A 24,728-nucleotide genomic window follows, 5' to 3' on the forward strand; every position below is an offset into this window, starting at 1 on the left:
GACAGGCTGTCATTGGGATAGCAGATCACCGGAGCGATGGCCCGGCGGGCGGCGGCGTCGGGTGGTGGGTTCGTCATGCTGCGTCCGTCCATTATTTCGACACAGTGACGCAGATCGCGTCGGCGGGAAACCCCAAGGAGTCGCTGGCGCCGAAATGTCAGGTTCCGGTTCGCTCGCACTGGTTCGGCTGCGTCTCGGAACGGGACACGGCACCGCAGAATGCACAGCTCCAGATCCCGTCCTTCCGGTGTCGCCGCCACCGACAGTCCCGCGTCAGCGCCGACTTGCGCGATCGCCAAAAGAAATAGGCGAATACACCGGCGGCGAGCAGGAGCAGAAGAATAGGCATGCCCCTGCTTCGCTCACATCGTGCCGATGTTCAAGCCCAACCCCCGCCGCACATCAGGCCGCGTTGGCGTATTCGAACAGTTCGGGTTCCTTGTCCTCGGCGTGTTTCGCCGGCGCGGGTGTATAATAGGCCCAAGCCTGCTCCAGCAACTTCAGGGCTTCGGCCGCATCGGTTTTGGCGGTGCTGTTTTCGGTTTTCATCGGAGTGATCCTGTTTCCAATCCGTCACTCCTCCCCAGCGCTAAACATAAGCCCGACCGGGGCGGCGCACATCCGATGATTTCACATGTGGGCCATGCACTTGCCGCAATGCGGCAAGTGCGGTCTTTGTTCGGGGTCAAACGGTGCGTTCGACCATCAGCTTCTTGATCTCGGCAATCGCCTTGGCCGGGTTCAGACCTTTGGGGCAGGTCTTGGCGCAATTCATGATCGTGTGGCAGCGATACAGCTTGAACGGATCCTCGAGCTGATCCAGACGCTCGCCCGTGGCCTCGTCACGGCTGTCGATGATCCAGCGATAGGCATGCAGCAGCGCCGCGGGGCCAAGATAACGGTCGCCGTTCCACCAATAGCTGGGGCACGAGGTCGAGCAGCTGGCGCACATCACGCATTCATACAGGCCGTCCAGCTTCTTGCGGTCCTCGATCGACTGCCGCCACTCTTTTGCGGGACGGTTGGTCTTGGTTTCCAGCCACGGCATGATGCTGGCGTGCTGCGCATAGAAATGCGTCAGATCGGGGATCAGGTCCTTGACCACCGGCATGTGCGGCAGCGGATAGATCTTCACGTCGCCCTTGATCTCGTCCATGCCGTAGATGCAGGCCAGCGTGTTGATCCCGTCGATGTTCATCGCGCAGGAGCCGCAGATCCCCTCGCGGCAGGACCGGCGGAAGGTCAGCGTCGGGTCGATCTTGTTCTTGATGTAGATCAGCGCATCCAGGACCATCGGGCCGCAATCGTCCATGTCGACGAAATAGGTGTCGACCCGCGGGTTCTGGCCATCGTCCGGGTTCCAGCGATAGATCTGGAACTTGCGCACGTTGCTCGCCCCTTCGGGCTTGGGCCAGGTCTTGCCCGTCGTGATGCGCGAATTCTTGGGGAGGGTCAGTTGTACCATGTGTTCCTCTCCTTAGAAGGTCCGCGCCTTGGGCGCGATCTTTTCAAGGCTGATGCCGCCCTGTTCTTCGGGCGTCAGCGGATCGACGATGACCGGGCGATAGCTCAACTCGACCGAGTTGCCCTCGACCCGCGCCACGGTGTGCACGCGCCAGTTCTCATCGTCGCGCTCGGGGAAGTCCTCGTGCGCGTGGGCGCCGCGGGATTCCTTGCGCGCCTCGGCACCAACGATGGTGGCCAGCGCGTTGGGCATCAGGTTGGTCAGCTCCAGCGTTTCCATCAGGTCGCTGTTCCAGACCAGGCTGCGGTCGGTGACCTTCAGGTCGTCCAGCTTTGCCGCGATCGCGGTCATCTTCTCGACGCCTTGCGCCAGCGTTTCGGCGGTGCGGAACACGGCTGCATCTTCCTGCATGGTCTTCTGCATTTCCAGCCGCAATTCGGCGGTCGGGGTCGCGCCATTGGCGTTGCGCAGCGCGTCGAACCGGTCGAAGGCCTTGTCGACCGACGCCTTGTTCAGCACCGGGTTCGGCGCTTCGGGGTCCACCACCTTGCCGGCGCGGATCGCGGCGGCCCGGCCGAACACCACCAGGTCGATCAACGAATTCGAGCCCAGCCGGTTGGCGCCGTGCACCGAGGCGCAGCCGGCCTCGCCCACGGCCATCAAGCCGGGCACCACGGCGGTGGGGTTGTCGGCGGTCGGGTTCAGCACCTCGCCCCAATAGTTGGTCGGAATGCCGCCCATGTTATAGTGCACCGTCGGCAGAACCGGGATCGGCTCCTTGGTCACGTCGACGCCGGCAAAGATTTTGGCCGATTCAGAGATCCCCGGCAGCCGCTCGGCCAGAGCCTCGGCCGGCAGGTGCGACAGGTTCAGGTGGATGTGATCACCATTCTTGCCCACACCCCGCCCTTCGCGGATTTCCATCGTCATGCAGCGGCTGACATAGTCACGCGGCGCCAGGTCCTTGTAGTGGGGCGCGTAACGCTCCATGAACCGTTCGCCTTCCGAGTTGGTCAGATATCCACCCTCGCCGCGCGCGCCTTCGGTGATCAGACAGCCCGAGCCATAGATGCCGGTCGGGTGGAACTGCACGAATTCCATGTCCTGCAGCGGCAGACCCGCCCGAGCCACCATGCCACCACCGTCGCCGGTGCAGGTATGGGCCGAGGTCGCGCTGAAATAGGCGCGGCCATACCCGCCCGTGGCCAGCACGACCATTTTGGCGTTGAAGACATGCATGGTACCGTCGTCCAGCTTCCAGCAGACGACGCCCTGGCACTGACCGTCCTCGGACATGATCAGGTCGATCGCAAAATACTCGATGTAGAATTCCGCGTTGTTCTTCAACGACTGTCCGTACAACGTGTGCAGGATCGCGTGACCGGTCCGGTCGGCGGCGGCACAGGTGCGCTGCACCGGCGGGCCCTCCCCGAATTCAGTGGTGTGGCCACCGAAGGGGCGCTGATAGATCTTGCCTTCCTCGGTCCGGCTGAAGGGCACGCCATAGTGCTCCAGCTCATACACCGCCTTGGGCGCCTCGCGCGCCAGGTATTCCATCGCGTCGGTGTCACCCAGCCAGTCCGAGCCCTTGACGGTGTCATACATGTGCCACTGCCAGTGGTCGGGGCCCATGTTCGACAGCGACGCCGCGATGCCGCCCTGTGCCGCGACGGTGTGCGAGCGCGTCGGAAAAACCTTGGTCACGCAGGCCGTGCGCAGCCCCTGCTCGGCCATGCCCAGCGTGGCCCGCAGCCCGGCCCCACCGGCGCCGACGACAACCACGTCATATTCGTGCGTTTCGTATTCGTATGCAGCCATTTCTTTCAGCTCCGGGGTGTTAGAGGGCGATGCGGGCGATGGCAAAGATGCCAGCGGCGGCCGCGCCATAGGACAGACAGGTCACGAGGATGATCAGAACCTTTTCAAGCGTGCCGTGCACATAGTCCTCGATCATCACCTGCGCGCCATCGGCGAAGTGCTTGAAGCCAACGACCAGCGTCAGCGCCGCAACGATGGCCGGGAACGGGCGCGAATAGTAGTCCAGCATCACGTCATAAGGCTGGCCCAAGGTCGGCCCGAAGGTAAAGACGAACAGCGGCACGAGGATCAGCAAGGCAACCGAGCTGACCTTCATCGCCCAGAAATGCTGGGTGCCGGATTTGGCCGAGCCCAGGCCAAGGGCACGTTTGCGGTCGGTAAGGTAACGCATGTCAGGCCTCCGGTTATGCAACGATCAACAGGGTGACGAGGGTCAGAACGACCGATCCGATCACGACCGCCCAACCCAGCTTGTAGGCAGTGGGCAGGTCCAGCCCGACGGCGTTGTCCCAGATCAGGTGGCGGATGCCGGCCAGGGTGTGGTACCACAGCCCCCACATCGACAAAGCCATCACCAAGTCGCCCAGCAACGACGTAATCACGGCATTGGCGGTCGCATAGGCCTCGGGCGAGGTGGCCGCGGCCAGGAACCACCACACGATCAGCAGCGCCGCCACCAACATGGCGTTGCCGGTGATCCGCGTGAGGATCGAGGTGACAGAGGTCAACTGTGGACGATAGATCGACAGATGCGGCGAAAGCGGGCGGTTCCCCCGATTGACATCGGCCATGGCGGCTCCTTTTTGGGTTGGCTACCGAAGGTTTTACTGCTTTTTACATCTCTGTCACGCGCCGCAGGTGCAAAAAAGAGCAAATTGCGCGCAAATGACCCTATTGGCCGTTGTTTGTGATCACGCAAAATATTCCCGTGATCACAAATCTCATCGCCACCCATCAATGTTAGCGTTTTCAGGCCGCAAGCGATGTGATCACGAATCTTTTTTGTCACTTGATCCTGGCCGTCTGGCGGGTGACTTCGCGCAGCAGTTTCTTGCGGATACGTTCGGGATAGTCTTCAAAACCCGCAGCCGAGACCACGAAGGCACCTTCGCCCACGATGACGTTTTCATAGAAATAGGCGGTCAGATCGGGCTCGCTTTCCTCGATGGCGATGGCGTTCACGGTGATCCCCTGACGGCTCAGCAGGTCGTGTATTTCGGTCGGCTCAATGCCTTCGTTCGACACCCCGTCGCCCGAGATGTCGATCAGGCGGCGCTTGCAGTCGGGTACGTCCAGAAAACTGTTCACGGTCATTTCCAACGCCTCGCCGATCGCGGTCGAGAAGTTGCGCCACACGCGCGGATCTGTCGCCACCTGTTCCGCAAATGCGTCCACCGCGGCGAACCCGTCGATGCGGGTCCAGGGGATGGTGACACGCTGCCGCGACTCGCCAGTCCATTGCACCAGCATCAGCCGGGCCTGGCCGCGCACCAGCGCCTCGGACACGACCGGGTCGCGCAACCCGGCCGCCAGGCCATCCATCTGGATGCGGTATTCCGAACTGTCGACCGAGCCGGAAACATCCACGGCCAAAGCCAGCGCCAGATCGCAGGCCGACGCCGGGCGGCCAAGGCAGAGCGCAGCAGCAAGGATACGCAGAAAAGACATGAGCCGAACCTAGCACGGTTCGGCCCGGTCGGAATCACAAGACTGTGGGGGTCGGCCCGCTCAGATCGGCATCAGCGCCCAATAGTCCAGATCCAGCAGCACGTCGGGGCTGTACTTTCCATCCTGGCCGCGCAGGGCATAGGGCTCGCCGCCCTTGGTCGCCACCAGTCGCAGGCGGATGGCACCCACACCCGGCACGCCGGTTTCGGCCTTGTCCAACACCTCGGACCACGCCTTGATGGTGTCTCCGGCGAAACAGGGGTTGGCATGGGCACCGCCGTTCAGGCCGACGATCATCTGCGCATTGGCCAGCCCGTTGAAGGACAAGGCGCGCGCCATCGAGATCACATGGCCGCCATAGATCAGCCGCCCATCGGGTCGGAAAGTCAGGTCGAAATGCACTTTGGCGGTGTTCTGCCACAAGCGGGTGGCCAGCATGTGCTCGGCCTCTTCCACGGTCACGCCGTCGACATGGTCGATGGTTTCGCCGATCTGGTAGTCACCCCAGCGGTGCGGTTCACCTGCCAGAGCAAAGTCATATTTGCTGAAATCCAGCCCGTTCGGCACCATGAGGTCGCCGGGCTCCAGCGCCTTTTTCAGGTCCGGCACCACGGTTTCCGGGGCAGGCGCGTCAAGGTTCGATTTCCGCACCATCACCCAGCGCACATATTCGATCACCACCTCGTCGCGCTGGTTCAGCCCGCGCGTGCGCACCCAGACCACGCCGGTCTTGCCGTTCGAGTTCTGTTTCAGCCCGATGACCTCGGATTCCGACCGCAGGGTGTCTCCGGGATAGACGGGCTGCAGCCAACGCCCCTCGGCATAGCCCAGGTTCGCGACCGCGTTCAGCGACACATCCGGAACCGTCTTGCCGAACACCACATGGAACGCCGCCAGATCGTCGATCGGGCTTTGCGGCAGGCCACAACTCCGGGCGAACTCGTCCGAGGAATAGAGCGCGTGGCGGGCGGGATAGAGCGCATGATAGAGCGCGCGCTCACCCACCGTCACGGTGCGGGGCACCGCATGGTGCAGCACCTGCCCGATGGCGTAATCCTCGAAAAAGCGGCCCGGATTGGTTTTTGCCATTACTGCTGTCCCAGTTTCATGTCAGGGGAATAATCGGCCGCGACCTGCTTGGTCACGGCCTGCGCACAGCGCATCTTGTTGGTGGACGGGTCGAACGCATAGGCCGGAGAGCCGTGCAGCTCCCACCCTTTGGCCAGCGCCTCGGACACCTTGTGGCAGAAGGCCGAGGTGTCCTCTTCGGTCAGCAGTCGATAAAGTTTCGCCATCAGATCACCCGCCTAGCCCGGGAACGGAGACGGGCCGACCAGCCCGTGAATGTAGCCGATGACGCCCAGCAGCACGATCGAGGCCACGAAGAACATCGCATCCTTGCCCAGCGTTCCCGGCTCGCCCGGGGTCCAGTCGGGCTCGGACTTGTTGATGACGATCACTTCGACCACCGCCCATGCCAACAGGCCGCCGAACAGGATGATCGACGCCAGATCACCATTGACCAGCAGATGCGCAAAGGCCCAGAGCTTGAACCCGCCCAGCATCGGATGACGCACCTTGTTCAGCAGTCGGCCCTTGGTTCCGGCCGGGCTCATCATCCAGATCGCGATTAACACCAGCAGGTTGTTGATGTGGATCATGAAGCTGGGTGGTGCCCAGACATGGATGAAATCGGTCATGCGATAGCCGAAAATCATCAGCAGGATCGACACGACCAGCGCACCCGCAACGGCCCCCTTGCCGGCGTCACCCATGGCCGCGCGGCGGGCGGGCATCAGGCGCTTGAACAGATGTGCGGCCCACCAAAGCGCCACACCGAGAATGAGAAGAACGAAGCCCATGCTGGCTTACCCCGCTTGCAAAGCTGATATCGCCTCTGCTTTTGCCAGAATTTCGCGGGCAGTTACAACGTGCAGATTTTCCACGATCTTGCCATCGACCACGGCAACGCCCTGCCCCTTGGCCTCGACCTCTTCGAAAGCGGCGATCTGACGGCGGGCTAGGTCGATCTCAGCCTCGGAGGGGGCGAAGGCGGTGTTGGCGGCCTCGACCTGCGCGGGATGGATCAGGGTCTTACCGTCGAAACCCATGTCGCGGCCCTGCGCGCATTCGACGGCCAGCCCCTCGGTATCCTTGAAGGCGTTGTAGACACCATCGACGATCACCAGCCCCTCGGCCTTGGCGGCCAGCAGGCACAGACCCAGCGAGGTCATCAGCGGCAGGCGGTCGGGGCGGAATCGGGTCTGAAGCTCTTTGGCCAGATCGTTGGTGCCCATGACAAAGCCCGCCATCAGCGGGTGGGCCGCGATCTCGGCCGCGTTCAGCATGCCGCGCGGGGTTTCCATCATCGCCCAGATCGGCAGGTCGCCGGTGATTGCGGCCAGCGCATCGACATCGGCGGCCGAGTTGACCTTGGGCAGCAGCACCACGTCGGCATCCATCTCGCGCACGGCCTCGGCATCGGCGCGGCCCCAAGGGGTGTCCAGACCGTTGATTCGCACGATCTTGACGCGCGGGTCATAGCCGCCCGTCGCCAGCGCGGCCTTGAGCGTTTCGCGTGCGTTCTCTTTTTCATCGGCGGCAACCGCGTCTTCCAGGTCGAAGATGATGGCATCGACCGGCAGCGAGCGCGCCTTGTCGAGCGCCCGTTCCTTGGAGCCGGGAATGTAGAGAACGGATCGGTAGGGGCGCTGGCGCGGATCCATGGGAACCTCTCGTTGAAATAAAGTTGCGCAGAATGGGGCATTTTTTGCCGTAAACTTCAAGGCCAAAATCGCCGCATTGCAGCATGCAACGCAACGCCCGGTGGTTTTACCGCAATTGCAGAGGGTTCCGGCAGCCTTGGTCCAGTCAACAGGCACAGGGGGCCGGAAATGAATCAGCGGTTGTTTCAGATGACGATGGGGCTGGGAGTCATGGTGCTGGCGGCGCAGCAGGTACAGGCGCAAACGTCGAACTGTGCGCCACGACCGGACGTGCTGCAGCGGTTGGCAGAGACCTATGGCGAGACCCGGCGCGGTATCGGCATGGCGCGGCAGGGTGCGGCTATGGAGGTCTTTGCCTCGGACGAAACCGGCACTTGGACGATCACCGTGACACTGCCCAACGGGCTGACCTGCCTGGTGGCCGCGGGCGAGGCCTATGAGACGCTGGCCGATGCCCTGCCTCCGAATACATGACAGTCAGATCAGCGCGTCCCAGATCAGCTTTGACCCGGTCAGGGTCAGCAGAACATAGGCGATAGCAAAGAACAGGCGCTCGGACATCATCCAATGGGCGCGCACGCCCAGCCAGGCGCCGAGGATGGCGAAAGGGGTCAGCAGCAGGTCGGCCCAGGCGGTCTGCAGGGTAAACATGCCCAGATAGGCATAGGGGAGGGACTTGGCGATGTTGATGACCCAGAAGACCAGCACGGTGGTGGCCTGGAACTCGGTCTTCGTCAGGCGCTGTGTCAGCAGATAGACGGCGGCGGGCGGGCCGCCGGCGTGGCTGACGAAGCTTGTGAAGCCGGCGACCAGCCCCGCGAACAGCCCGGCCGGAGGCGGCAGGCGGTTGGCGAAGCCGCGCACCCAGCCGCGGGTCTGCGCCACATGCCAGACAACGAAGCCCACCGAAATGCCCCCGATCAGCAGGCGCAGCAGGTCTTCGTCGGTCGCCCGGTACAGCAGCGCGCCCAGCGCCACGCCCGGCACCGCGCCCAGCATCAGCAGACGCGCGTCGGGCCAGTTCCACCGTTTCCAGTAGGGGCGCAGGGTGGCCAGGTCGATCACCATCAGGATCGGCAACATTAGCGCCAGCGCCTGCCCCGGATCAAGGATCAACGCCAGAATCGACGACGACGCAAAGGCCACGCCCGAGCCGAAGCCGCCCTTGGAAATGCCTGCAAAGATCACGGCCGGGATCGCCACGGCAAAAAACATCAGGTTCAATTCGACCATGCGGCGGCCTCGAAACGGCTTGTCCTGTGGGTGGTTTAGCGCAACCGGCCCGGGGCAGGCAAACGGTATGCGGTCGCATGCCGCGCCGCAGAACCCTTGCGCAACGGCGTTTTAGCGACTAGCAAAACCGCGATTTCAAAACCGAGCGGAGACAATCCAAATGGCCAGACCCAAGATCGCGCTGATCGGCGCAGGTCAGATCGGGGGCACGCTTGCCCACCTCGCAGCAATGAAGGAACTGGGGGATGTCGTTCTGTTCGACATCGCCGAGGGCATCCCGGAAGGCAAGGCGCTGGACATCGCCGAATCCGGCCCGTCCGAGGGCTTTGACGCCAAGCTGAAGGGCACCCAGTCCTATGAGGACATCGCAGGCGCAGACGTCTGCATCGTGACCGCCGGCGTGCCGCGTAAGCCGGGCATGAGCCGTGACGACCTGCTGGGCATCAACCTGAAGGTGATGAAGTCGGTCGGTGAAGGCATCGCCGCCCACGCCCCCGACGCCTTCGTCATCTGCATCACCAACCCGCTGGACGCGATGGTCTGGGCGCTGCGCGAATTCTCGGGCCTGCCCCACAACAAGGTCTGCGGCATGGCCGGCGTGCTGGACTCGGCCCGCTTCCGCCACTTCCTGGCCGAAGAATTCGACGTGTCGATGAAGGACGTCACCGCCTTTGTTCTGGGCGGCCATGGCGACACGATGGTGCCTTCGGTGCGCTATTCGACCGTTGCCGGCATCCCGCTGCCCGACTTGGTCAAGATGGGCTGGACCACGCAGGAGAAGCTGGACGCCATCGTCCAGCGCACCCGTGACGGCGGCGCCGAGATCGTCGGCCTGCTGAAGACCGGCTCGGCCTATTACGCGCCTGCCACCTCGGCGATCGAAATGGCCGAAGCCTATCTGAAAGACCAAAAGCGCGTTCTGCCCTGCGCGGCCTATTGCGATGGCGAGTTGGGCGTGAAGGGCATGTATGTAGGCGTGCCTACCGTAATCGGCGCCGGCGGCATCGAGCGGATCGTGAACATCCAGTTGAACGCGGAAGAACAGGACATGTTCGACAAGTCAGTCAACGCCGTGAAGGGTCTGGTTGAGGCCTGCAAAGGCATCGACAGCTCGCTGGCGTAACACTCGGCTCGGGTCACCGGGGCTCCGGTGGCCTCGTCAAACAATCGATCGTCGCCCCGCTGGTGCCCACCGGCGGGGCGTTTCGATTGACAGGACGGTCAGCGAAACATCCCAAGCCATCGCGCCACCAGCAACAGCACCCCTCCCAGGGCCACCAGCAGCAAACAAACAACCCAGAATGCGTTCGGGTCTTGGGCCCCGGGGATGCCGCCGACGTTGATCCCCAGCACGCCAGCCACCAGACCCAGGGGCAGAAATACGGCGCTAACCACTGACAATACCAGCATACGGTTGTTCATGCGTTCGGCACGTTCATCCATCAGCTGGTCGTGAATGATCTGAACCCGTTCGCGCACGGCCGCCAGATCTTCGCCAATGCGGTAGATGCGCTCCGAGGCTTCGCGCAATCTCGACCGGTCATAGGGCTGCAGCCAGGGCAAATCTTCGATCTCGAGCGTCGTCAACGCATCGCGCTGTGGCACTAGGTATCGCCGCAGAACGATGGATGACCTGCGGATCGCCGCGAGTTCAGCCCGGGAAATCTCGGCGTCCGGCTCCAACAGCAACTCCTCGAGGTCATCCACGCGTTCGTTCAGATCGGTGATGGCGGGCTCGGCCCGGTCGGCCAGCCGCAAGGCCAACCGCGCGACGAAGTCACCTGGCGATCGCGGTGCCTGCCCACGATCGATTGCCGCCAGCATGTCCGCAACCGCATCCAGTGGGCGGCGCCAGACACCGATGATCTTTGTTTCCGTCAGCCACAGTCGGACCGAGATCATGTCCTCGGGCGGCTGCCCCTCCAGCAGGTTCACGCCCCGCAGGTTCAGGATGACGCCTCCGCCATGCACGGTGCAGCGGGGCCGTGTTTCGCCGGCCATCAGCGCATCTATCACGAACTCATCCAGCCCGGCGGCGCGGAGCAGCGCAACCGTGCCTTCTCCCTCAAGACGCAAGTGCTGCCAGGCAAACTGCTCTTCCGGACCGCGGGGTGACCAAGCGGGAAAGCCATCGGCATCCAGCAGCCGCGCATTGCCAGATCCATCGAAGATCATGGTCATCGTGTCGGGAAGGGAAGGAGTGGTCACTGTCATCCGCTCAGTCATTTCTTATTCGACCCAAGTATCTTGACGGATCAAGACAGGTCCAGACAGGTTAGCGGCCAAGCGCGCCGGCGCCAAGTCATTCGAATTCGGCGAGGCCCGATACTCCACCGCGATCCGAGCCAGTACTGTTGGCGCAAACGGCTTAGAAGGCGGCTCTTGAATGTATTTTTGCGACAGATTCTCGGCGGGTCGAATCAACATCAACCAACTCATCTTTTGTGATCACACCCCAAAATGCCGTGATCACAAAAACGGAAAATCCTCGGCAAAAACCTTCTTCCGGTAAGAAAACCCTTTAATTTTGCCCGTTGGACACCCCTATAACGATCCAATCGTAGTCAGACGGGACAGTTTCGATGAACATTCACGAATATCAGGCCAAGGCCCTTCTTCGCAGCTATGGCGCGCCGGTTTCGGACGGTCGCGCGGTACTGCGTGCGGAAGAGGCGAAAACCGCAGCCGGTGAACTGGACGGCCCGCTTTGGGTGGTCAAGGCGCAGATCCATGCCGGGGGCCGCGGCAAGGGTCACTTCAAGGAACCCGACGCCGGCGACAAGGGCGGCGTGCGTCTGACCAAATCGGTAGAGGAAGCCGCCGAAGAAGCCAAGAAGATGCTGGGCCGCACGCTGGTCACGCACCAGACCGGCCCCGAAGGTAAGCAGGTCAACCGCGTGTATATCGAGGCCGGATCGGGCATCGAGCGCGAGCTGTACCTAGCCCTGCTGGTCGATCGCCAGACCAGCCGCATCTCGTTTGTGTGCTCGACCGAAGGCGGCATGGACATCGAGGAAGTGGCCGCCGCGACGCCCGAGAAAATCCTGTCCTTCTCGGTTGACCCGGCCACCGGCTATCAGCCGTTCCACGGCCGCCGCATCGCTTTCTCGCTGGGTCTGGAAGGCGGGCAGGTCAAGCAGTGCGTGCGCCTGATGGGCATCCTGTACAAAGCCTTCGTCGAGAAGGACATGGAGATGCTGGAAATCAACCCGCTGATCGTGGCCGAGGGCGGCGACCTCAAGGTGCTGGACGCCAAGCTGAGCTTTGACGGCAACGCGATCTATCGCCACCCCGACATCGCCGAACTGCGCGACACCACCGAGGAAGACCCCAAGGAGTTGGAAGCCAGCAAATACGACCTGAACTACATCGCGCTGGATGGCGAGATCGGCTGCATGGTCAACGGCGCGGGCCTGGCCATGGCCACGATGGACATCATCAAGCTTTACGGAGCCGAGCCGGCCAACTTCCTGGACGTGGGCGGCGGCGCCACCAAAGAGAAAGTGACCGAGGCGTTCAAGATCATCACCAGCGACCCGAATGTCAAAGGCATCCTGGTCAACATCTTCGGCGGCATCATGCGCTGCGACGTCATCGCCGAAGGCGTCGTCGCCGCGGTGAAAGAGGTGGGCCTGAAGGTTCCGCTGGTGGTGCGTCTGGAAGGCACCAATGTCGAGAAGGGCAAAGAGATCATCAACAGCTCGGGCCTGGACGTGATCGCCGCAGACAACCTGGACGACGCCGCGCAGAAGATCGTGAAGGCGGTCAAGGGCTGAACCCGTTAACGCAGGGCGGGTCACGGCCCGCCATTCCGATGAATGCTGGCGGGTCGGACCCCGCCGAAAACAGGAGAACGCCAAATGGCAGTCCTCATCGACGAAAATACCAAAGTGATCTGTCAGGGCTTTACCGGCTCGCAGGGCACGTTCCACTCTGAACAGGCCATCGCCTATGGCACCAAGATGGTCGGCGGTGTGACGCCGGGCAAAGGCGGCATGACCCATCTGGGCCTGCCCGTGTTCAACTCGGTCCACGAGGCCAAGCACCAGACCGAGGCCAACGCCACCGTGATCTACGTGCCGCCGCCCTTTGCCGCGGATTCGATCCTCGAGGCGATCGACGCCGAGATGGAAGTGATCGTCTGCATCACCGAAGGCATTCCGGTGCTGGACATGATGAAGGTGAAGCGCGCGCTGGAAGGCAGCAAATCGCGCCTGATCGGCCCGAACTGCCCCGGTGTCATCACGCCCGACGCCTGCAAGATCGGCATCATGCCCGGCCACATCCACAAGCGTGGCTCGGTCGGCGTCGTGTCGCGTTCCGGCACGCTGACCTACGAGGCGGTCAAGCAGACCACCGATGTGGGTCTGGGACAGTCCACCTGCGTGGGCATCGGCGGCGACCCGATCAAGGGCACCGAGCATATCGACGTGCTGGAGTGGTTCCTGGCCGATGACGAGACCGAGTCGATCATCATGATCGGCGAGATCGGCGGCTCGGCCGAGGAAGAAGCCGCGCAGTTCCTGGCGGATGAGGCCAAGAAAGGCCGCAAGAAGCCGGTCGCCGGGTTCATCGCTGGCCGCACGGCGCCTCCGGGCCGCCGCATGGGTCACGCGGGCGCCATCGTCGCCGGCGGCAAGGGCGGTGCCGAAGACAAGATCGAAGCCATGCGCAGCGCCGGCATCGTCGTGGCCGAAAGCCCCGCCAAGCTGGGCGAGGCCGTGCTGGAAGCGATCGGCAAGTAACCTGCCGGCCCGACTTGCGGGCCGGCCCCAGCGGAGCGAAACACATGACCTTCACCGAAGCCGTCAGAACGTGTTTCTCCAAGTATTTCACCTTCTCGGGGCGGGCCTCTCGCCCCGAGTATTGGTATTTTTTGCTGTTCATCGTGATCTGGAACGCGATCGCCGCAGTCATCGACTGGCAGTTCTTCACCCAGGTTTCGACCATCCAGACCGAGGCCGGAACCTCGGTCACCGCGGTATCCAGCCAGCCGGTTCAGACGATTGTCGGCCTGATCGTGTTTTTCCCGCATCTGGCCGTGGCCTGGCGGCGGATGCACGATACCGGGCGCAGTGGGCTTTATGCCCTGCTGCCGGTCCTTCTGATCCTTGGGGCTGCGGCCGTTCTGGTCTTTGGCATCGGCCTCGCCTCGAGCTTCCAGCATGGCGGAAACCTCGACATCCTGTTTACCCGCGCCACGCTGCTGATCGTGATCCCGACGCTGCTGGTTCTTTTCGTGTCGCCCCTGCTGGTGCTGTGGTGGCTGTCCCGCCCCAGCCAGCCGGGCACCAACAAATACGGTCCCAACCCATATGAGGTAGCCCAATGACCGAACACTCGCCCAATTCCGCCTTCCATGCCTCGAGCTTCATGCAGGGGCACAATGCCGAGTATCTGGAGCAGCTTTACGCCCAGTACACCAAGGACCCCGGCGCCATCGACGCGGCCTGGGCCGAGTTCTTCCGACAGATGGGAGACGCAGCACCCGACGTCCAGAAAGAGGCGCAGGGCCCCTCCTGGGCGCGCCCCGACTGGCCGCCGATGCCCAATGATGACCTGACCGGCGCCCTGACCGGCGAATGGGCCGAGACCGATGCCAAGGCGGCCGGCGACAAGATCAAGGAAAAGGCCGCCAAGGCGGGCGTCGAGGTCAGCGACGAGCAGGTCAAGCGCGCAGTGCTGGACTCGATCCGCGCTCTGATGCTGATCCGGGCCTACCGCATCCGCGGGCACCTGGTTGCCGATCTCGACCCGCTCGGCATGCGCTCGACCGAGCCCCACCCCGAGCTGGACCCCAAGACCTATGGCTTCACAGACGCCGACATGGACCGGCCGATCTTCATAGACAACGTGCTGGGTCTGCAGGTCGCCAGCATGCGCCAGATCGTCGAGATCGTGAAGCGCACCTATTGCGGCACCTTCGCACTGCAGTACATGCATATTTCCGACCCGGAACAGGCCGCCTGGCTGAAGGAACGGATCGAGGGTTACGGCAAGGAAATCGCCTTTACCAAGGAAGGCCGCAAGGCGATCCTGAACAAGATGGTCGAGGCCGAAGGCTTCGAGAAGTTCCTGCACGTGAAATACATGGGCACCAAGCGGTTCGGCCTGGACGGGGGCGAGGCGCTGATCCCAGCGATGGAGCAGATCATCAAGCGCGGTGGCGCGCTGGGTCTGAAGGAAATCGTCATCGGCATGCCGCACCGCGGCCGTCTGAACATCCTGGCCAACGTGATGGGCAAGCCTTACCGCGCCATCTTCAACGAATTCCAGGGCGGCAGCTTCAAGCCCGAGGACGTGGACGGCTCGGGCGACGTGAAATACCACCTGGGCGCCTCGAGCGACCGCGAGTTCGACGGCAACACCGTGCACCTGTCGCTGACGGCGAACCCCTCGCATCTGGAGGCGGTAAACCCGGTTGTTCTGGGCAAGGTCCGCGCCAAGCAGGACCAGCACGGCGACACCGAGCGCACCCAGGTCATGGGCGTTCTGCTGCACGGAGACGCGGCCTTTGCCGGTCAGGGCGTGGTGGCCGAGGGCTTTGGCCTGTCGGGTCTGCGCGGCCACCGCACCGGCGGCACCATGCATATCGTGGTGAACAACCAGATCGGCTTTACCACCGCGCCGCATTTCTCGCGTTCGAGCCCCTATCCGACCGACATCGCGCTGATGGTCGAGGCCCCGATCTTCCACGTCAACGGCGACGACCCCGAGGCGGTAGTGCATGCCGCCAAGGTGGCGACCGAGTTCCGGCAGAAGTTCCACAAGGACGTGGTCATCGACATGTTCTGCTATCGCCGGTTCGGTCACAACGAGGGCGACGAGCCCATGTTCACCAACCCGATCATGTACAAGAAGATCAAGACCCACAAGACCACGCTGTCGCTGTACACCGAGCGGCTGGTCAAGGACGGTCTGATCCCCGAGGGCGAGATCGAGGACATGAAGGCCGCGTTCCAGGCGCATCTGAACGACGAGTTCGAGGCCGCCAAGGAATACAAGCCCAACAAGGCCGACTGGCTGGACGGGCGCTGGTCGCATCTGGACAAGAACAAGGAAGAATATGTCCGCGGCGAAACCGCGATTTCGCCCGACACCCTGGCCGAGGTCGGCAAGGCGCTGGTGAAGGTGCCCGAAGGCTTTGCCCTGCACAAGACGGTGGGCCGCCTGCTGGAACACAAGAAGCAGATGTTCGAAACCGGTCAGGGCTTTGACTGGGCCACCGGCGAGGCGCTGGCCTTCGGGTCGCTGCTGACCGAGGGCTACCCGGTGCGCCTGTCGGGGCAGGACGCCACCCGCGGTACCTTCAGCCAGCGCCATTCGGGCTTCATCAACCAGGAAACCGAAGAGCGCTACTATCCCCTGAACCACATCCGCTCCGGACAGGCCCAGTACGAGGTGATCGACTCGATGCTGTCGGAATACGCGGTTCTGGGCTTCGAATACGGCTATTCGCTGGCCGAGCCCAACGCGCTGGTTCTGTGGGAGGCCCAGTTCGGCGATTTCGCCAATGGCGCGCAGATCATGTTCGACCAGTTCATCAGCTCGGGCGAAAGCAAATGGCTGCGCATGTCCGGCCTTGTCTGCCTGCTGCCGCACGGGTTCGAGGGGCAAGGCCCCGAGCACTCGTCGGCGCGACTGGAGCGGTTCCTGCAGATGTGCGGCCAGGACAACTGGATCGTGGCCAACTGCACCACGCCCGCGAACTATTTCCACATCCTGCGCCGTCAGCTGCACCGCACCTTCCGCAAGCCGCTGATCCTGATGACGCCCAAATCGCTGCTGCGCCACAAGCTGGCGATCAGCAATGCCGAGGACTTCACCACCGGGTCCAGCTTCCACCGGGTGCTGTGGGACGACGCGCAAAAGGGCAATTCGGACACGCAACTGGTGCCCGACGACAAGATCAAGCGCGTGGTGATGTGTTCGGGCAAGGTCTACTACGACCTGCTCGAGGAGCGCGACGCGCGCGGGATCGACGACATCTATCTGCTGCGGATCGAGCAATACTATCCGTTCCCGGCCCATTCGCTGATCAACGAGCTTGAGCGGTTCAAACAGGCCGAGATGGTCTGGTGCCAGGAAGAGCCCAAGAACCAGGGCGCCTGGAGCTTCATCGAACCCAACATCGAATGGGTCCTGACCCGGATCGGCGCCAAGCATACCCGGCCCAGCTATGTGGGCCGCGCCACCTCGGCCTCGCCCGCGACGGGTCTGGCCAGCCAACACAAAGCCCAACAAGAGGCGCTCGTGAACGAAGCGCTGAGCATTGAAGGATAAGAAACGATGACGATTGAAGTTCGTGTTCCAACGCTTGGCGAGTCGGTGACCGAAGCCACCGTTGCGACCTGGTTCAAGAAGCCCGGCGACACCGTGGCGGTCGATGAAATGCTGTGCGAGCTCGAGACCGACAAGGTCACGGTCGAGGTGCCTTCGCCCGCCGCCGGCGTGCTGGGCGAGATCGTCGCGGCCGAAGGCGAGACCGTGGGTGTCGATGCGCTGCTGGCCACGATCCAGGCCGGCGAGGGTGCTGCCCCGGCCAAGGCCGAAGCCGCCCCGGCGGCTGCCCCTGCGGCCTCGGGCGGCAGCGTTGACGTGATGGTGCCCACGCTGGGCGAATCCGTGACCGAAGCCACCGTTTCGACCTGGTTCAAGAAGGTGGGCGACACCGTCGCGCAGGACGAAATGCTGTGCGAGCTGGAGACCGACAAGGTCTCGGTCGAGGTTCCCGCCCCCGCCGCCGGCGTTCTGGCCGAAATCCTGGCCCCCGAAGGCGCAACCGTCGAGGCCAACGGCAAACTGGCGGTGATCTCGGGCGCTGAAGCAGGCGCCGCACCTGCTGAACCGGCCGCGGCTGCCCCTGCAGCAGCCGCCACCGGCAAGGACGTGGCCAATGCGCCGTCGGCCGAAAAGGCCATGGCCGAGGCCGGCCTGTCGGCCGATCAGGTCACCGGCACCGGCCGCGATGGCCGCATCATGAAGGAAGACGTGGCCCGCGCCGTGGCCACCGCCGCAGCCCCTGCCGCGGCCGCCCCGGCACCGGCCGCAGCCCCGCGCGCACCCGTGGCCGCCGAGGATGCCGCGCGCGAGGAACGCGTGCGCATGACGCGCCTGCGCCAGACCATCGCCAAGCGCCTGAAGGACGCGCAGAACACCGCCGCGATCCTGACCACCTACAACGAGGTGGATATGACCGAGGTGATGGCCATCCGCAACCAGTACAAGGACCAGTTCGAGAAGAAGCACGGCGTGCGCCTGGGCTTCATGTCCTTCTTCACCAAGGCCTGCTGCCACGCTTTGAAAGAAGTGCCCGAGGTCAATGCCGAGATCGACGGCAATGACATCGTCTACAAGAACTACGTCCACATGGGCGTGGCCGCCGGCACCCCGCAGGGTCTGGTGGTTCCGGTGATCCGCGACGCCGACCGGATGTCGTTCGCCGAGATCGAGAAGGCCATCGCCGAGAAGGGCAAGCGCGCCCGCGAAGGCAAGCTGAGCATGGCCGAGATGCAGGGCGGCACCTTCACCATCTCCAACGGTGGCGTTTACGGCTCGCTGATGTCCTCGCCGATCCTGAACCCCCCGCAGTCGGGCATTCTGGGCATGCACAAGATCCAGGAACGCCCGATGGTCATCAATGGAGAGATCAAGATTCGCCCGATGATGTATCTGGCCCTGTCCTATGACCACCGGATCGTCGACGGCAAGGGCGCCGTCACCTTCCTGGTGCGCGTGAAAGAGGCGCTGGAAGATCCGCGCCGCCTGCTGATGGACCTGTAATCGCATGGCAACGCACGTACTCTGGCAGGCCGACGTGGCCGATTTCGACGCCTGGCTGAAGGTGTTCCGCGAGGATCAGCCCATGCGCAAGGCGGCCGGGATCGTCGACCTGCATGTGTGGAAAGACCCCGATCAGCGTGACCACGCGGTGGCGCTGTTCGCAGTCGCCGACCTGGACAAGGCCCGGACGTTCTTCGACTCGGAAGAACTGGCCATGCATCACGAACGCGGTGGCGTGGCACATATCCAGGTCAAGCTGCTGACACCGGTCTAGGCCGAAACACCGGCGGCCCGCACTTCGGGTCGCCGTTCAAAATACACTCCGCGGATTTGGGAGAACAAAATGGCTAACTATGACGTCATCGTAATCGGCGCCGGTCCCGGCGGCTATGTCTGCGCCATCCGCTGCGCGCAGCTGGGCCTGAAAACCGCCGTCGTCGAAGGGCGCGAGACGCTGGGCGGCACCTGTCTGAACGTGGGCTGCATCCCCTCGAAGGCGCTGTTGCATGCCAGCCACCAACTGCACGAGGCCGAGCACAACTTTGCCAAGATGGGCCTCAAGGGCAAAAGCCCCTCGGTCGACTGGAAACAGATGCAGGCCTACAAGCAGGACGTGATCGACACCAACACCAAGGGCGTCGAGTTCCTGTTCAAGAAGAACAAGATCGACTGGCTCAAGGGCTGGGGCTCGATCCCCGCGCCCGGCAAGGTCAAGGTCGGTGACGACGTGCACGAGGCCAAGAACATCATCATCGCCACCGGGTCCGAGGCGGCCTCGCTGCCCGGCGTCGAGGTGGACGAGAAGGTCGTCGTAACCTCGACCGGCGCGCTGGAGCTGGGCAAGATCCCGAAAAAGCTGGTGGTGATCGGCGCAGGCGTGATCGGGCTGGAACTGGGCTCGGTCTACCAGCGTCTGGGCGCCGAGGTGACGGTGATCGAATACCTCGACGTCATCACCCCGGGCATGGACCCCGAGGTGCAGAAGACCTTCCAGCGCATCCTGAAAAAGCAGGGCCTGAACTTCGTCATGGGCGCCGCGGTGCAAAAGACCGAGGCGACCAAGACCAAGGCCAAGGTGACCTACAAGCTGCGCAAGGATGACAGCGAGCACGTGATCGAGGCCGACACCGTTCTGGTCGCCACCGGGCGCAAGCCGTTCCATGACGGTCTGGGGCTGGATGCGCTGGGGGTCGAGCTGACCCCGCGCGGCCAGATCAAGGTGGGCAAGGACTGGCAGACCAACGTGCCGGGCATCTACGCCATCGGCGACGTGATCGAAGGCCCGATGCTGGCTCACAAGGCCGAGGACGAAGGCATGGCCGCCGCCGAAGTGGTTGCGGGCAAGCGTGGCCATGTGAATTATGGCGTCATTCCGGGCGTGATCTACACCTGGCCCGAGGTTGCCAATGTCGGCGAGACCGAAGCCACCCTCAAGGAGCAGGGCCGCGCCTACAAGGTCGGCAAGTTCAGCTTCATGGGCAATGGCCGCGCCAAGGCGAATTTTGCCGCCGACGGGTTCGTCAAGATCCTGGCCGACAAGGAGACCGACCGTATCCTGGGCTGCCACATCATCGGCCCCGGTGCGGGCGATCTGATCCACGAGGTCTGCGTGGCGATGGAATTCGGCGCCTCGGCCGAGGATCTGGCCCTGACCTGCCACGCGCACCCGACCTATTCCGAGGCCGTGCGCGAGGCCGCGCTGGCTTGCGGAGACGGTCCGATCCACGCCTGATGAGTTCGGCTCCGGCGGTTAGGCCGCCGGAGTCAGCCACGCCCGCAGATAGGTTTCCAGCCGGTCGGTGAATGTCGTCGCCGAATGCAGGGCGCAGAATTTCAGTGACATGGCCTGAATGGCAAAGGCCTGCACGCCCTCGGCCAGCAGGTCGGTCGACACGTCCTGTCGGACCTCGGCCTGATCCAGCCAAATCATCACGATCCGAAAGTATTTCTCGAAGCAATAGGCGATCGGCCCGATTTCAGAGATCGCGGCGGCACCGGAATAACGGATCAGCAGGTCGAACACATAGCGTTCCGACATCATAAAATCATGCACCGGGGCCAGGGCCTCGATGATCTGGGGCACGGTGTTCGGCGTTTCCGCCGCCTGCGCCTGATCCAGACAAGCGTCCAGTTTTTCGCCGATCAGGATCTCCATCAGCGCGTCCTTGTCGTGGAAATGGGCAAAGAAGGTGCCCTTGGCCACACCGGCGGCCTGCACCACCTCTTCCACGCGCAATGCCTGGTATCCGTTCTTTTGCACCACATCCGCCGCCGCCTGCAGCAGCTTGGCGCGGGTTTTCAGGGTTCGTTTCTGAATTGTCTTTTGCATGAGGCTTGTTCGCATGTTTTTTGACCGTGGTCAAATTTGATATTGACCGTGGTCAATTTTTGATTCTATGAAATGACCGTGGTCAATTTTAGGAGAACTCCGATGCAACCCAAGAAAATTCTCATTCTCGACGGTCACCCCGCCGAAAGCAGCCTGTCGCGCACCTTTGCCGACACCTATGCCCAAGCCGCCCGCGCAAAAGGTCATGACGTGAAAACCGTTCACCTCAGCGATCTGGAGTTCGATTTCGATTTCGGACAGGGCAACTATCATGACTTCAAACCGCTGGAGCCGGTTCTGGAACAGGTTCTGCAGGATTTCGAATGGAGCGATCACCTGGTACTGACGATGCCCATGTGGTGGGGCGGCCTGCCTGCCAAGCTCAAGGGGCTGATCGACCGGATGTTCATCCCGGGCCGCACGTTCGACACCCGCAATCCCAACAAGCTGGGGCTGCCGGCGCCGATGCTGGGCGGGCGGACCGCGCGGGTCATCATCACCTCGGACACGCCGAGCTGGTTCATGCGGCTGGCTTATCGCCGGGCGCTGATTCACCAGATGCGTGGTCAGGTTCTGGGATTTGTCGGATTCAAGCCGACGCGGTTCACCTGGTTTTCCGGTGCCAGCTATCCCAAGCAGGACAGCGTCCAGAAATGGATCGCGCGGGTCACCCGGCTGGGCGCAGCGGCAGCGTGATCACCACATCGTCTTTGCGGCGCGCGCACCCCATTCCCGGTCATAGCGTGCGCCGCCTTCCTCGCCCTGCGACACCTCGGCCAGGATCTCGCCCACTGTCGGCAATCCGGTACTGCGATCGCCGCCGGTCCAGGTTTCGGCCCGCATCAGCGCGCGGGCGCATTGCGTGTAGATTTCCCCGATTTCGATAACGATCACGGTGGCCGGTTGCTTTCCCTTTTTCTCGAACCGGGCGCGCAGGTCGGAATCGGCCGTCAACCGGGCAGTGCCATTCACCCGCACCACGTTGTTCGAGCCGGGCACCATGAACATCAGCGCCACACGCGGATCGCGCACGATGTTGCGCAGGCTGTCCAGGCGGTTGTTGCCGCGCCAGTCGGGCAAGGCAAGGGTGCCGGGGTCAAGTTCCGTGACTACCGGGCCGTCATCACCCCGGGGGCTGCCATCCACCCCTTCTGGCCCCACCGTGGACAGCACGCACAGACGCGACGCCATAATCCATTTACGGTAAAGCGGCGTCAGCTGCCGCGCGACCTTGCGCAACGAGGCCGCGCCGGGGGTGCCGTACAACGTCTCGAGCGCGGTGATGTCATTGATGTACCGCATCCGGATCAAACCCAACTTCGCGCATCAATTCGTTCGAGCGCGTCTCGATCACTTCTTCCAGCCTGGCCAGAAAGTTTTCGCGATCGACGCCCGGTTCGATCGGGTCGAGGAACTCGACGATTGCATGGCCGGGTTTACGCAGAATTCCCGACCGGGGCCAGAATACTCCCACATTGGTGGCCGCCGGCACGCAGGGGAAGCCCAGCCCCTCGTACAGAACGGCGGAGCCGACCTTGTAGGGCTTGTAGACCCCCGGCGCCACGCGGGTGCCCTGCGGATAGATCACCAGCTGCCCGGGTTCGGTAAACTCCTTGGCGACGTCCTTGACCATCTTGGCCACCGCGGCGCCGCGTTTGCCTCGATCGACCGGTATACAACCCAGTCGACGTGCGTACATACCGATGATCGGAGTCCACAGCAGTTCGCGCTTCATGATGAACTTGCCGTGGGGAACCGCGTCAAAGATCAGGATGATGTCGAAGAATGACTGATGCTTTGCGGCGATCACCACCTCGCCCGTGGGCACGTTGCCGCGCATCTCGCCGCGAATGCCCACCATCCAGCGCGCCAGCCAAATAGTGGTGCGCGCATAGATCTTGCAGGCGCGCAAGGCCCCGCGCTTGGAGAACAGCGCATAGGGCGCGAAGACCAGGCCCAGAACCGCCATCCATGCGTAGATCGTGACCATGAAGATCAGCGAGCGCACCCATTGGAACGCCATTGCCATCACGAAAGCTCCTTCAATTTGCGACGGGCCGCCGACCATGTCGCGGCAAAGGCCACTGCCGCGCCCAGAATGGGGATTACGGCGGGCAGTAGCCAATCGAGTCCCTGAAACCCAAGGCCGGTCAGGAAACCGCCAGCGTCCGAGGCCTCGGGCAGCAGCAGCACCCCGGTCAGGCCCAGAACCGCCCCCACCACGGCACCGAAAAACGCGCGCCAGGTAAACCGCCGCACGAAAGCGCCGGCGATGAAACGGTCGCGCGCGCCGACCTGACGCAACACCTCGATGATCTGGGCGTTGGCCGCAAGCGAGGCATTGGCCGCAAGCGTGATCATCGCCGCCGTGGCCCCACCGATCAGCAGGATCGAGACCCAGCCCAACCGCCGCAACGAGGTAGCCGCATCGACCAGCGGCTCGCGCCAGCGGGAATGGTCATCCAGAACGGCTCCGGGCACCTCGGCCGCCAGCCGCAGGCGCAGGCCCATCGTGTCCAGCCCCGGCTCGCCCTCGATGATTTCGATCAGCTGCGGCACCGGCAGCGTGTCCAGCGGCAGGTCTGGTCCAAACCAGGGGGCCAGCAGCGCGGCCTGCTCCTCGGCGCTGATCGCGCGGGCCGAGGCCACGCCGGGGGTCTGTTTCAGAACCTCCAACGCCGCCTGCGTCTGCGCGGCGCGCTGTTCAGCGGGCGCATTGATCCGCAGAGTGGCCGCTCCGGCCAGCTCCGAAGCCCAGCGATCGGCCAACCGGCCTGCGGCCAGCGACAGCGCGAGCGCGAACACGGCCAGAAACGCCATCGCGCCCGAGACGAACAGGGTCAGATGTGCGGTGAAGCCGGTGGGCGGCACCACGCGGTCGGCCCTTGTGTCGCGGCGCAACAGTGTGCGGATGTCCTGCCCGATCATAGGTCTGCCCCTGCCAGATGCAGCCGCCGCCGCGATATCCGCAGCACCCGCGCCTGCACATGGCTTTTGGCCGCCCGGATCAGGCTCAGGTCATGGGTGGCGATCACCACCGTCTTGCCCATGCGGTTCAGCTCGATCAACAGCTGCATCAGCCGCTGCGACATCTCCCAATCTACGTTTCCGGTGGGCTCATCCGCCAGCACCACGTCGGGCGACAGGATCACCGCGCGGGCCAGCGCAGCCCGTTGCCGCTCGCCGCCCGACAGTTCGGGCGGCAGGGCGTCCATGCGGCTGCCGAGGCCGACCCATGTCAGCAATTCGGCAAGATCGGCACCGTGGGACTCCTCCGCGCGGCCTGACACCATCAACGGCAGGGCCACGTTCTCGGCCAGGGTCATGTGATCCAGAAACCGGCAATCCTGATGCACCACCCCGATCCGGCGCCGCAGCAGGGCCATCTGATCGCGGTCCAGCCGGGCGATGTCCTCATCAAAGGCACTGATCCGCCCCGAACTGGCCAGCAGCGCCCCGTAGCACAGTTTCAGCAGCGTGGTCTTGCCAGCCCCCGACGGCCCGGTGAGGAAATGGAAAGACCCCGGCTGCAACTGAACCGAGACATCGCTCAGCAGCTCACCGCCACCATAGCCGTAGCTGACATTTTCCAGCTCGATCACGCCTGCCCCCATGTTCGGTTGCGCCCTTCTTGCCCGAGCCCGCCCCCGGTTTCAATGCCCGCACCGGGTCCATTTGGCGACACTTGGCACGACCTGCGGAAATC

The 24,728-nt window shown here is 63.4% G+C and carries 27 protein-coding genes; 10 read left to right on the plus strand and 17 right to left on the minus strand.

What is annotated here, in order from left to right:
* Positions 1-402: 402 nt before the first annotated feature.
* From AC2FM3_RS14750 to AC2FM3_RS14795, 10 genes are all read right to left on the minus strand, one after another.
* On the minus strand, positions 403-549 hold the full coding sequence (locus AC2FM3_RS14750) for a hypothetical protein (protein WP_496683191.1): 147 nt from the start codon (positions 547-549) through the stop codon (positions 403-405).
* Positions 550-685: 136 nt separating this feature from the next.
* On the minus strand, positions 686-1,465 hold the full coding sequence (locus tag AC2FM3_RS14755; protein ID WP_496683194.1) for a succinate dehydrogenase iron-sulfur subunit: 780 nt from the start codon (positions 1,463-1,465) through the stop codon (positions 686-688).
* Between the two features lie 12 nt (positions 1,466-1,477).
* On the minus strand, positions 1,478-3,283 hold the full coding sequence (gene sdhA, locus AC2FM3_RS14760; RefSeq protein ID WP_496683195.1) for a succinate dehydrogenase flavoprotein subunit: 1,806 nt from the start codon (positions 3,281-3,283) through the stop codon (positions 1,478-1,480).
* A gap of 19 nt (positions 3,284-3,302) precedes the next feature.
* Complete coding sequence (sdhD, locus tag AC2FM3_RS14765; protein WP_496683199.1) at positions 3,303-3,674, minus strand: succinate dehydrogenase, hydrophobic membrane anchor protein; 372 nt, start codon at positions 3,672-3,674, stop codon at positions 3,303-3,305.
* A 13-nt stretch (positions 3,675-3,687) separates the two neighbouring features.
* Positions 3,688-4,074 (minus strand): succinate dehydrogenase, cytochrome b556 subunit, encoded by a 387-nt coding sequence (gene sdhC, locus AC2FM3_RS14770; RefSeq protein WP_496683201.1) that lies wholly within the window; start codon positions 4,072-4,074, stop codon positions 3,688-3,690.
* Between the two features lie 214 nt (positions 4,075-4,288).
* Complete coding sequence (locus AC2FM3_RS14775) at positions 4,289-4,951, minus strand: DUF1194 domain-containing protein (RefSeq protein WP_496683204.1); 663 nt, start codon at positions 4,949-4,951, stop codon at positions 4,289-4,291.
* Between the two features lie 60 nt (positions 4,952-5,011).
* On the minus strand, positions 5,012-6,040 hold the full coding sequence (locus AC2FM3_RS14780) for a MaoC family dehydratase (protein ID WP_496683206.1): 1,029 nt from the start codon (positions 6,038-6,040) through the stop codon (positions 5,012-5,014).
* Complete coding sequence (locus AC2FM3_RS14785) at positions 6,040-6,246, minus strand: DUF1737 domain-containing protein (protein WP_496683208.1); 207 nt, start codon at positions 6,244-6,246, stop codon at positions 6,040-6,042. The genes AC2FM3_RS14780 and AC2FM3_RS14785 overlap by 1 nt, the downstream gene beginning before the upstream one ends.
* A gap of 12 nt (positions 6,247-6,258) precedes the next feature.
* Positions 6,259-6,813 carry an NnrU family protein gene (locus AC2FM3_RS14790; protein WP_496683211.1) on the minus strand — a complete coding sequence of 185 codons (555 nt, stop codon included), beginning with the start codon at positions 6,811-6,813 and terminating at the stop codon, positions 6,259-6,261.
* Between the two features lie 6 nt (positions 6,814-6,819).
* Positions 6,820-7,677: an HpcH/HpaI aldolase/citrate lyase family protein gene (locus AC2FM3_RS14795; protein WP_496683213.1), complete on the minus strand. Its 858-nt coding sequence runs from the start codon at positions 7,675-7,677 to the stop codon at positions 6,820-6,822.
* A gap of 168 nt (positions 7,678-7,845) precedes the next feature.
* Between AC2FM3_RS14795 and AC2FM3_RS14800 the strand changes: the two genes are divergently transcribed.
* Positions 7,846-8,151, plus strand: coding sequence for a hypothetical protein (locus tag AC2FM3_RS14800; RefSeq protein ID WP_496683215.1), 306 nt, complete (start codon positions 7,846-7,848; stop codon positions 8,149-8,151).
* 3 nt (positions 8,152-8,154) lie between these two features.
* On the opposite strand, the gene AC2FM3_RS14805 is transcribed toward AC2FM3_RS14800, so the two are convergent.
* Positions 8,155-8,910 carry a sulfite exporter TauE/SafE family protein gene (locus tag AC2FM3_RS14805; RefSeq protein WP_496683218.1) on the minus strand — a complete coding sequence of 252 codons (756 nt, stop codon included), beginning with the start codon at positions 8,908-8,910 and terminating at the stop codon, positions 8,155-8,157.
* A 160-nt stretch (positions 8,911-9,070) separates the two neighbouring features.
* On the opposite strand from AC2FM3_RS14805, the gene mdh reads away from it, so the two are divergent.
* Positions 9,071-10,033, plus strand: coding sequence for a malate dehydrogenase (gene mdh, locus AC2FM3_RS14810; protein WP_496683221.1), 963 nt, complete (start codon positions 9,071-9,073; stop codon positions 10,031-10,033).
* A gap of 98 nt (positions 10,034-10,131) precedes the next feature.
* On the opposite strand, the gene AC2FM3_RS14815 is transcribed toward mdh, so the two are convergent.
* Positions 10,132-11,124, minus strand: coding sequence for a zinc transporter ZntB (locus AC2FM3_RS14815; RefSeq protein ID WP_496683223.1), 993 nt, complete (start codon positions 11,122-11,124; stop codon positions 10,132-10,134).
* Between the two features lie 368 nt (positions 11,125-11,492).
* Here AC2FM3_RS14815 and sucC point away from each other — a divergent pair, with 368 nt between their 5' ends.
* From sucC to lpdA, 7 genes are all read left to right on the plus strand, one after another.
* Positions 11,493-12,686: an ADP-forming succinate--CoA ligase subunit beta gene (sucC, locus tag AC2FM3_RS14820; RefSeq protein ID WP_496683226.1), complete on the plus strand. Its 1,194-nt coding sequence runs from the start codon at positions 11,493-11,495 to the stop codon at positions 12,684-12,686.
* Positions 12,687-12,770: 84 nt separating this feature from the next.
* Positions 12,771-13,655 (plus strand): succinate--CoA ligase subunit alpha, encoded by an 885-nt coding sequence (gene sucD / locus AC2FM3_RS14825; protein WP_496683228.1) that lies wholly within the window; start codon positions 12,771-12,773, stop codon positions 13,653-13,655.
* A 44-nt stretch (positions 13,656-13,699) separates the two neighbouring features.
* Positions 13,700-14,242, plus strand: a complete 543-nt coding sequence (locus AC2FM3_RS14830) for a DUF805 domain-containing protein (RefSeq protein WP_496683231.1) — start codon at positions 13,700-13,702, stop codon at positions 14,240-14,242.
* Positions 14,239-17,193, plus strand: a complete 2,955-nt coding sequence (locus tag AC2FM3_RS14835) for a 2-oxoglutarate dehydrogenase E1 component (protein WP_496683233.1) — start codon at positions 14,239-14,241, stop codon at positions 17,191-17,193. Before AC2FM3_RS14830 ends, AC2FM3_RS14835 begins: the two co-directional genes overlap by 4 nt.
* Before the next feature lie 6 nt (positions 17,194-17,199).
* Positions 17,200-18,693, plus strand: a complete 1,494-nt coding sequence (gene odhB, locus AC2FM3_RS14840) for a 2-oxoglutarate dehydrogenase complex dihydrolipoyllysine-residue succinyltransferase (protein WP_496683236.1) — start codon at positions 17,200-17,202, stop codon at positions 18,691-18,693.
* A 4-nt stretch (positions 18,694-18,697) separates the two neighbouring features.
* Entirely contained in the window at positions 18,698-18,967 is a 270-nt protein-coding gene (locus tag AC2FM3_RS14845) for a hypothetical protein (protein WP_496683238.1), read from the plus strand.
* Positions 18,968-19,036: 69 nt separating this feature from the next.
* Positions 19,037-20,425, plus strand: coding sequence for a dihydrolipoyl dehydrogenase (gene lpdA / locus AC2FM3_RS14850; protein WP_496683240.1), 1,389 nt, complete (start codon positions 19,037-19,039; stop codon positions 20,423-20,425).
* A gap of 18 nt (positions 20,426-20,443) precedes the next feature.
* Here lpdA and AC2FM3_RS14855 read toward each other — a convergent pair whose 3' ends face one another.
* A complete protein-coding gene (locus AC2FM3_RS14855) occupies positions 20,444-21,022 on the minus strand; it encodes a TetR/AcrR family transcriptional regulator (protein WP_496683241.1) in 579 nt (192 codons plus the stop codon).
* Between the two features lie 102 nt (positions 21,023-21,124).
* On the opposite strand from AC2FM3_RS14855, the gene AC2FM3_RS14860 reads away from it, so the two are divergent.
* Positions 21,125-21,718, plus strand: coding sequence for an NAD(P)H-dependent oxidoreductase (locus tag AC2FM3_RS14860; protein WP_496683242.1), 594 nt, complete (start codon positions 21,125-21,127; stop codon positions 21,716-21,718).
* Here AC2FM3_RS14860 and AC2FM3_RS14865 read toward each other — a convergent pair whose 3' ends face one another.
* Genes AC2FM3_RS14865 through AC2FM3_RS14880 form a run of 4 tightly spaced genes read right to left on the minus strand, consistent with a single transcriptional unit; the run spans position 21,719 to position 24,624 of the window.
* On the minus strand, positions 21,719-22,324 hold the full coding sequence (locus tag AC2FM3_RS14865; protein WP_496683243.1) for a pyridoxamine 5'-phosphate oxidase family protein: 606 nt from the start codon (positions 22,322-22,324) through the stop codon (positions 21,719-21,721).
* Complete coding sequence (locus tag AC2FM3_RS14870) at positions 22,308-23,051, minus strand: lysophospholipid acyltransferase family protein (RefSeq protein WP_496683246.1); 744 nt, start codon at positions 23,049-23,051, stop codon at positions 22,308-22,310. Before AC2FM3_RS14870 ends, AC2FM3_RS14865 begins: the two co-directional genes overlap by 17 nt.
* Positions 23,051-23,950 carry a cell division protein FtsX gene (locus AC2FM3_RS14875; protein WP_496683248.1) on the minus strand — a complete coding sequence of 300 codons (900 nt, stop codon included), beginning with the start codon at positions 23,948-23,950 and terminating at the stop codon, positions 23,051-23,053. The genes AC2FM3_RS14870 and AC2FM3_RS14875 overlap by 1 nt, the downstream gene beginning before the upstream one ends.
* Positions 23,947-24,624: a cell division ATP-binding protein FtsE gene (locus tag AC2FM3_RS14880; protein ID WP_496683251.1), complete on the minus strand. Its 678-nt coding sequence runs from the start codon at positions 24,622-24,624 to the stop codon at positions 23,947-23,949. The genes AC2FM3_RS14875 and AC2FM3_RS14880 overlap by 4 nt, the downstream gene beginning before the upstream one ends.
* Positions 24,625-24,728 lie beyond the last annotated feature (104 nt).

The organism is Ruegeria sp. BHSB172 (assembly GCF_059613165.1).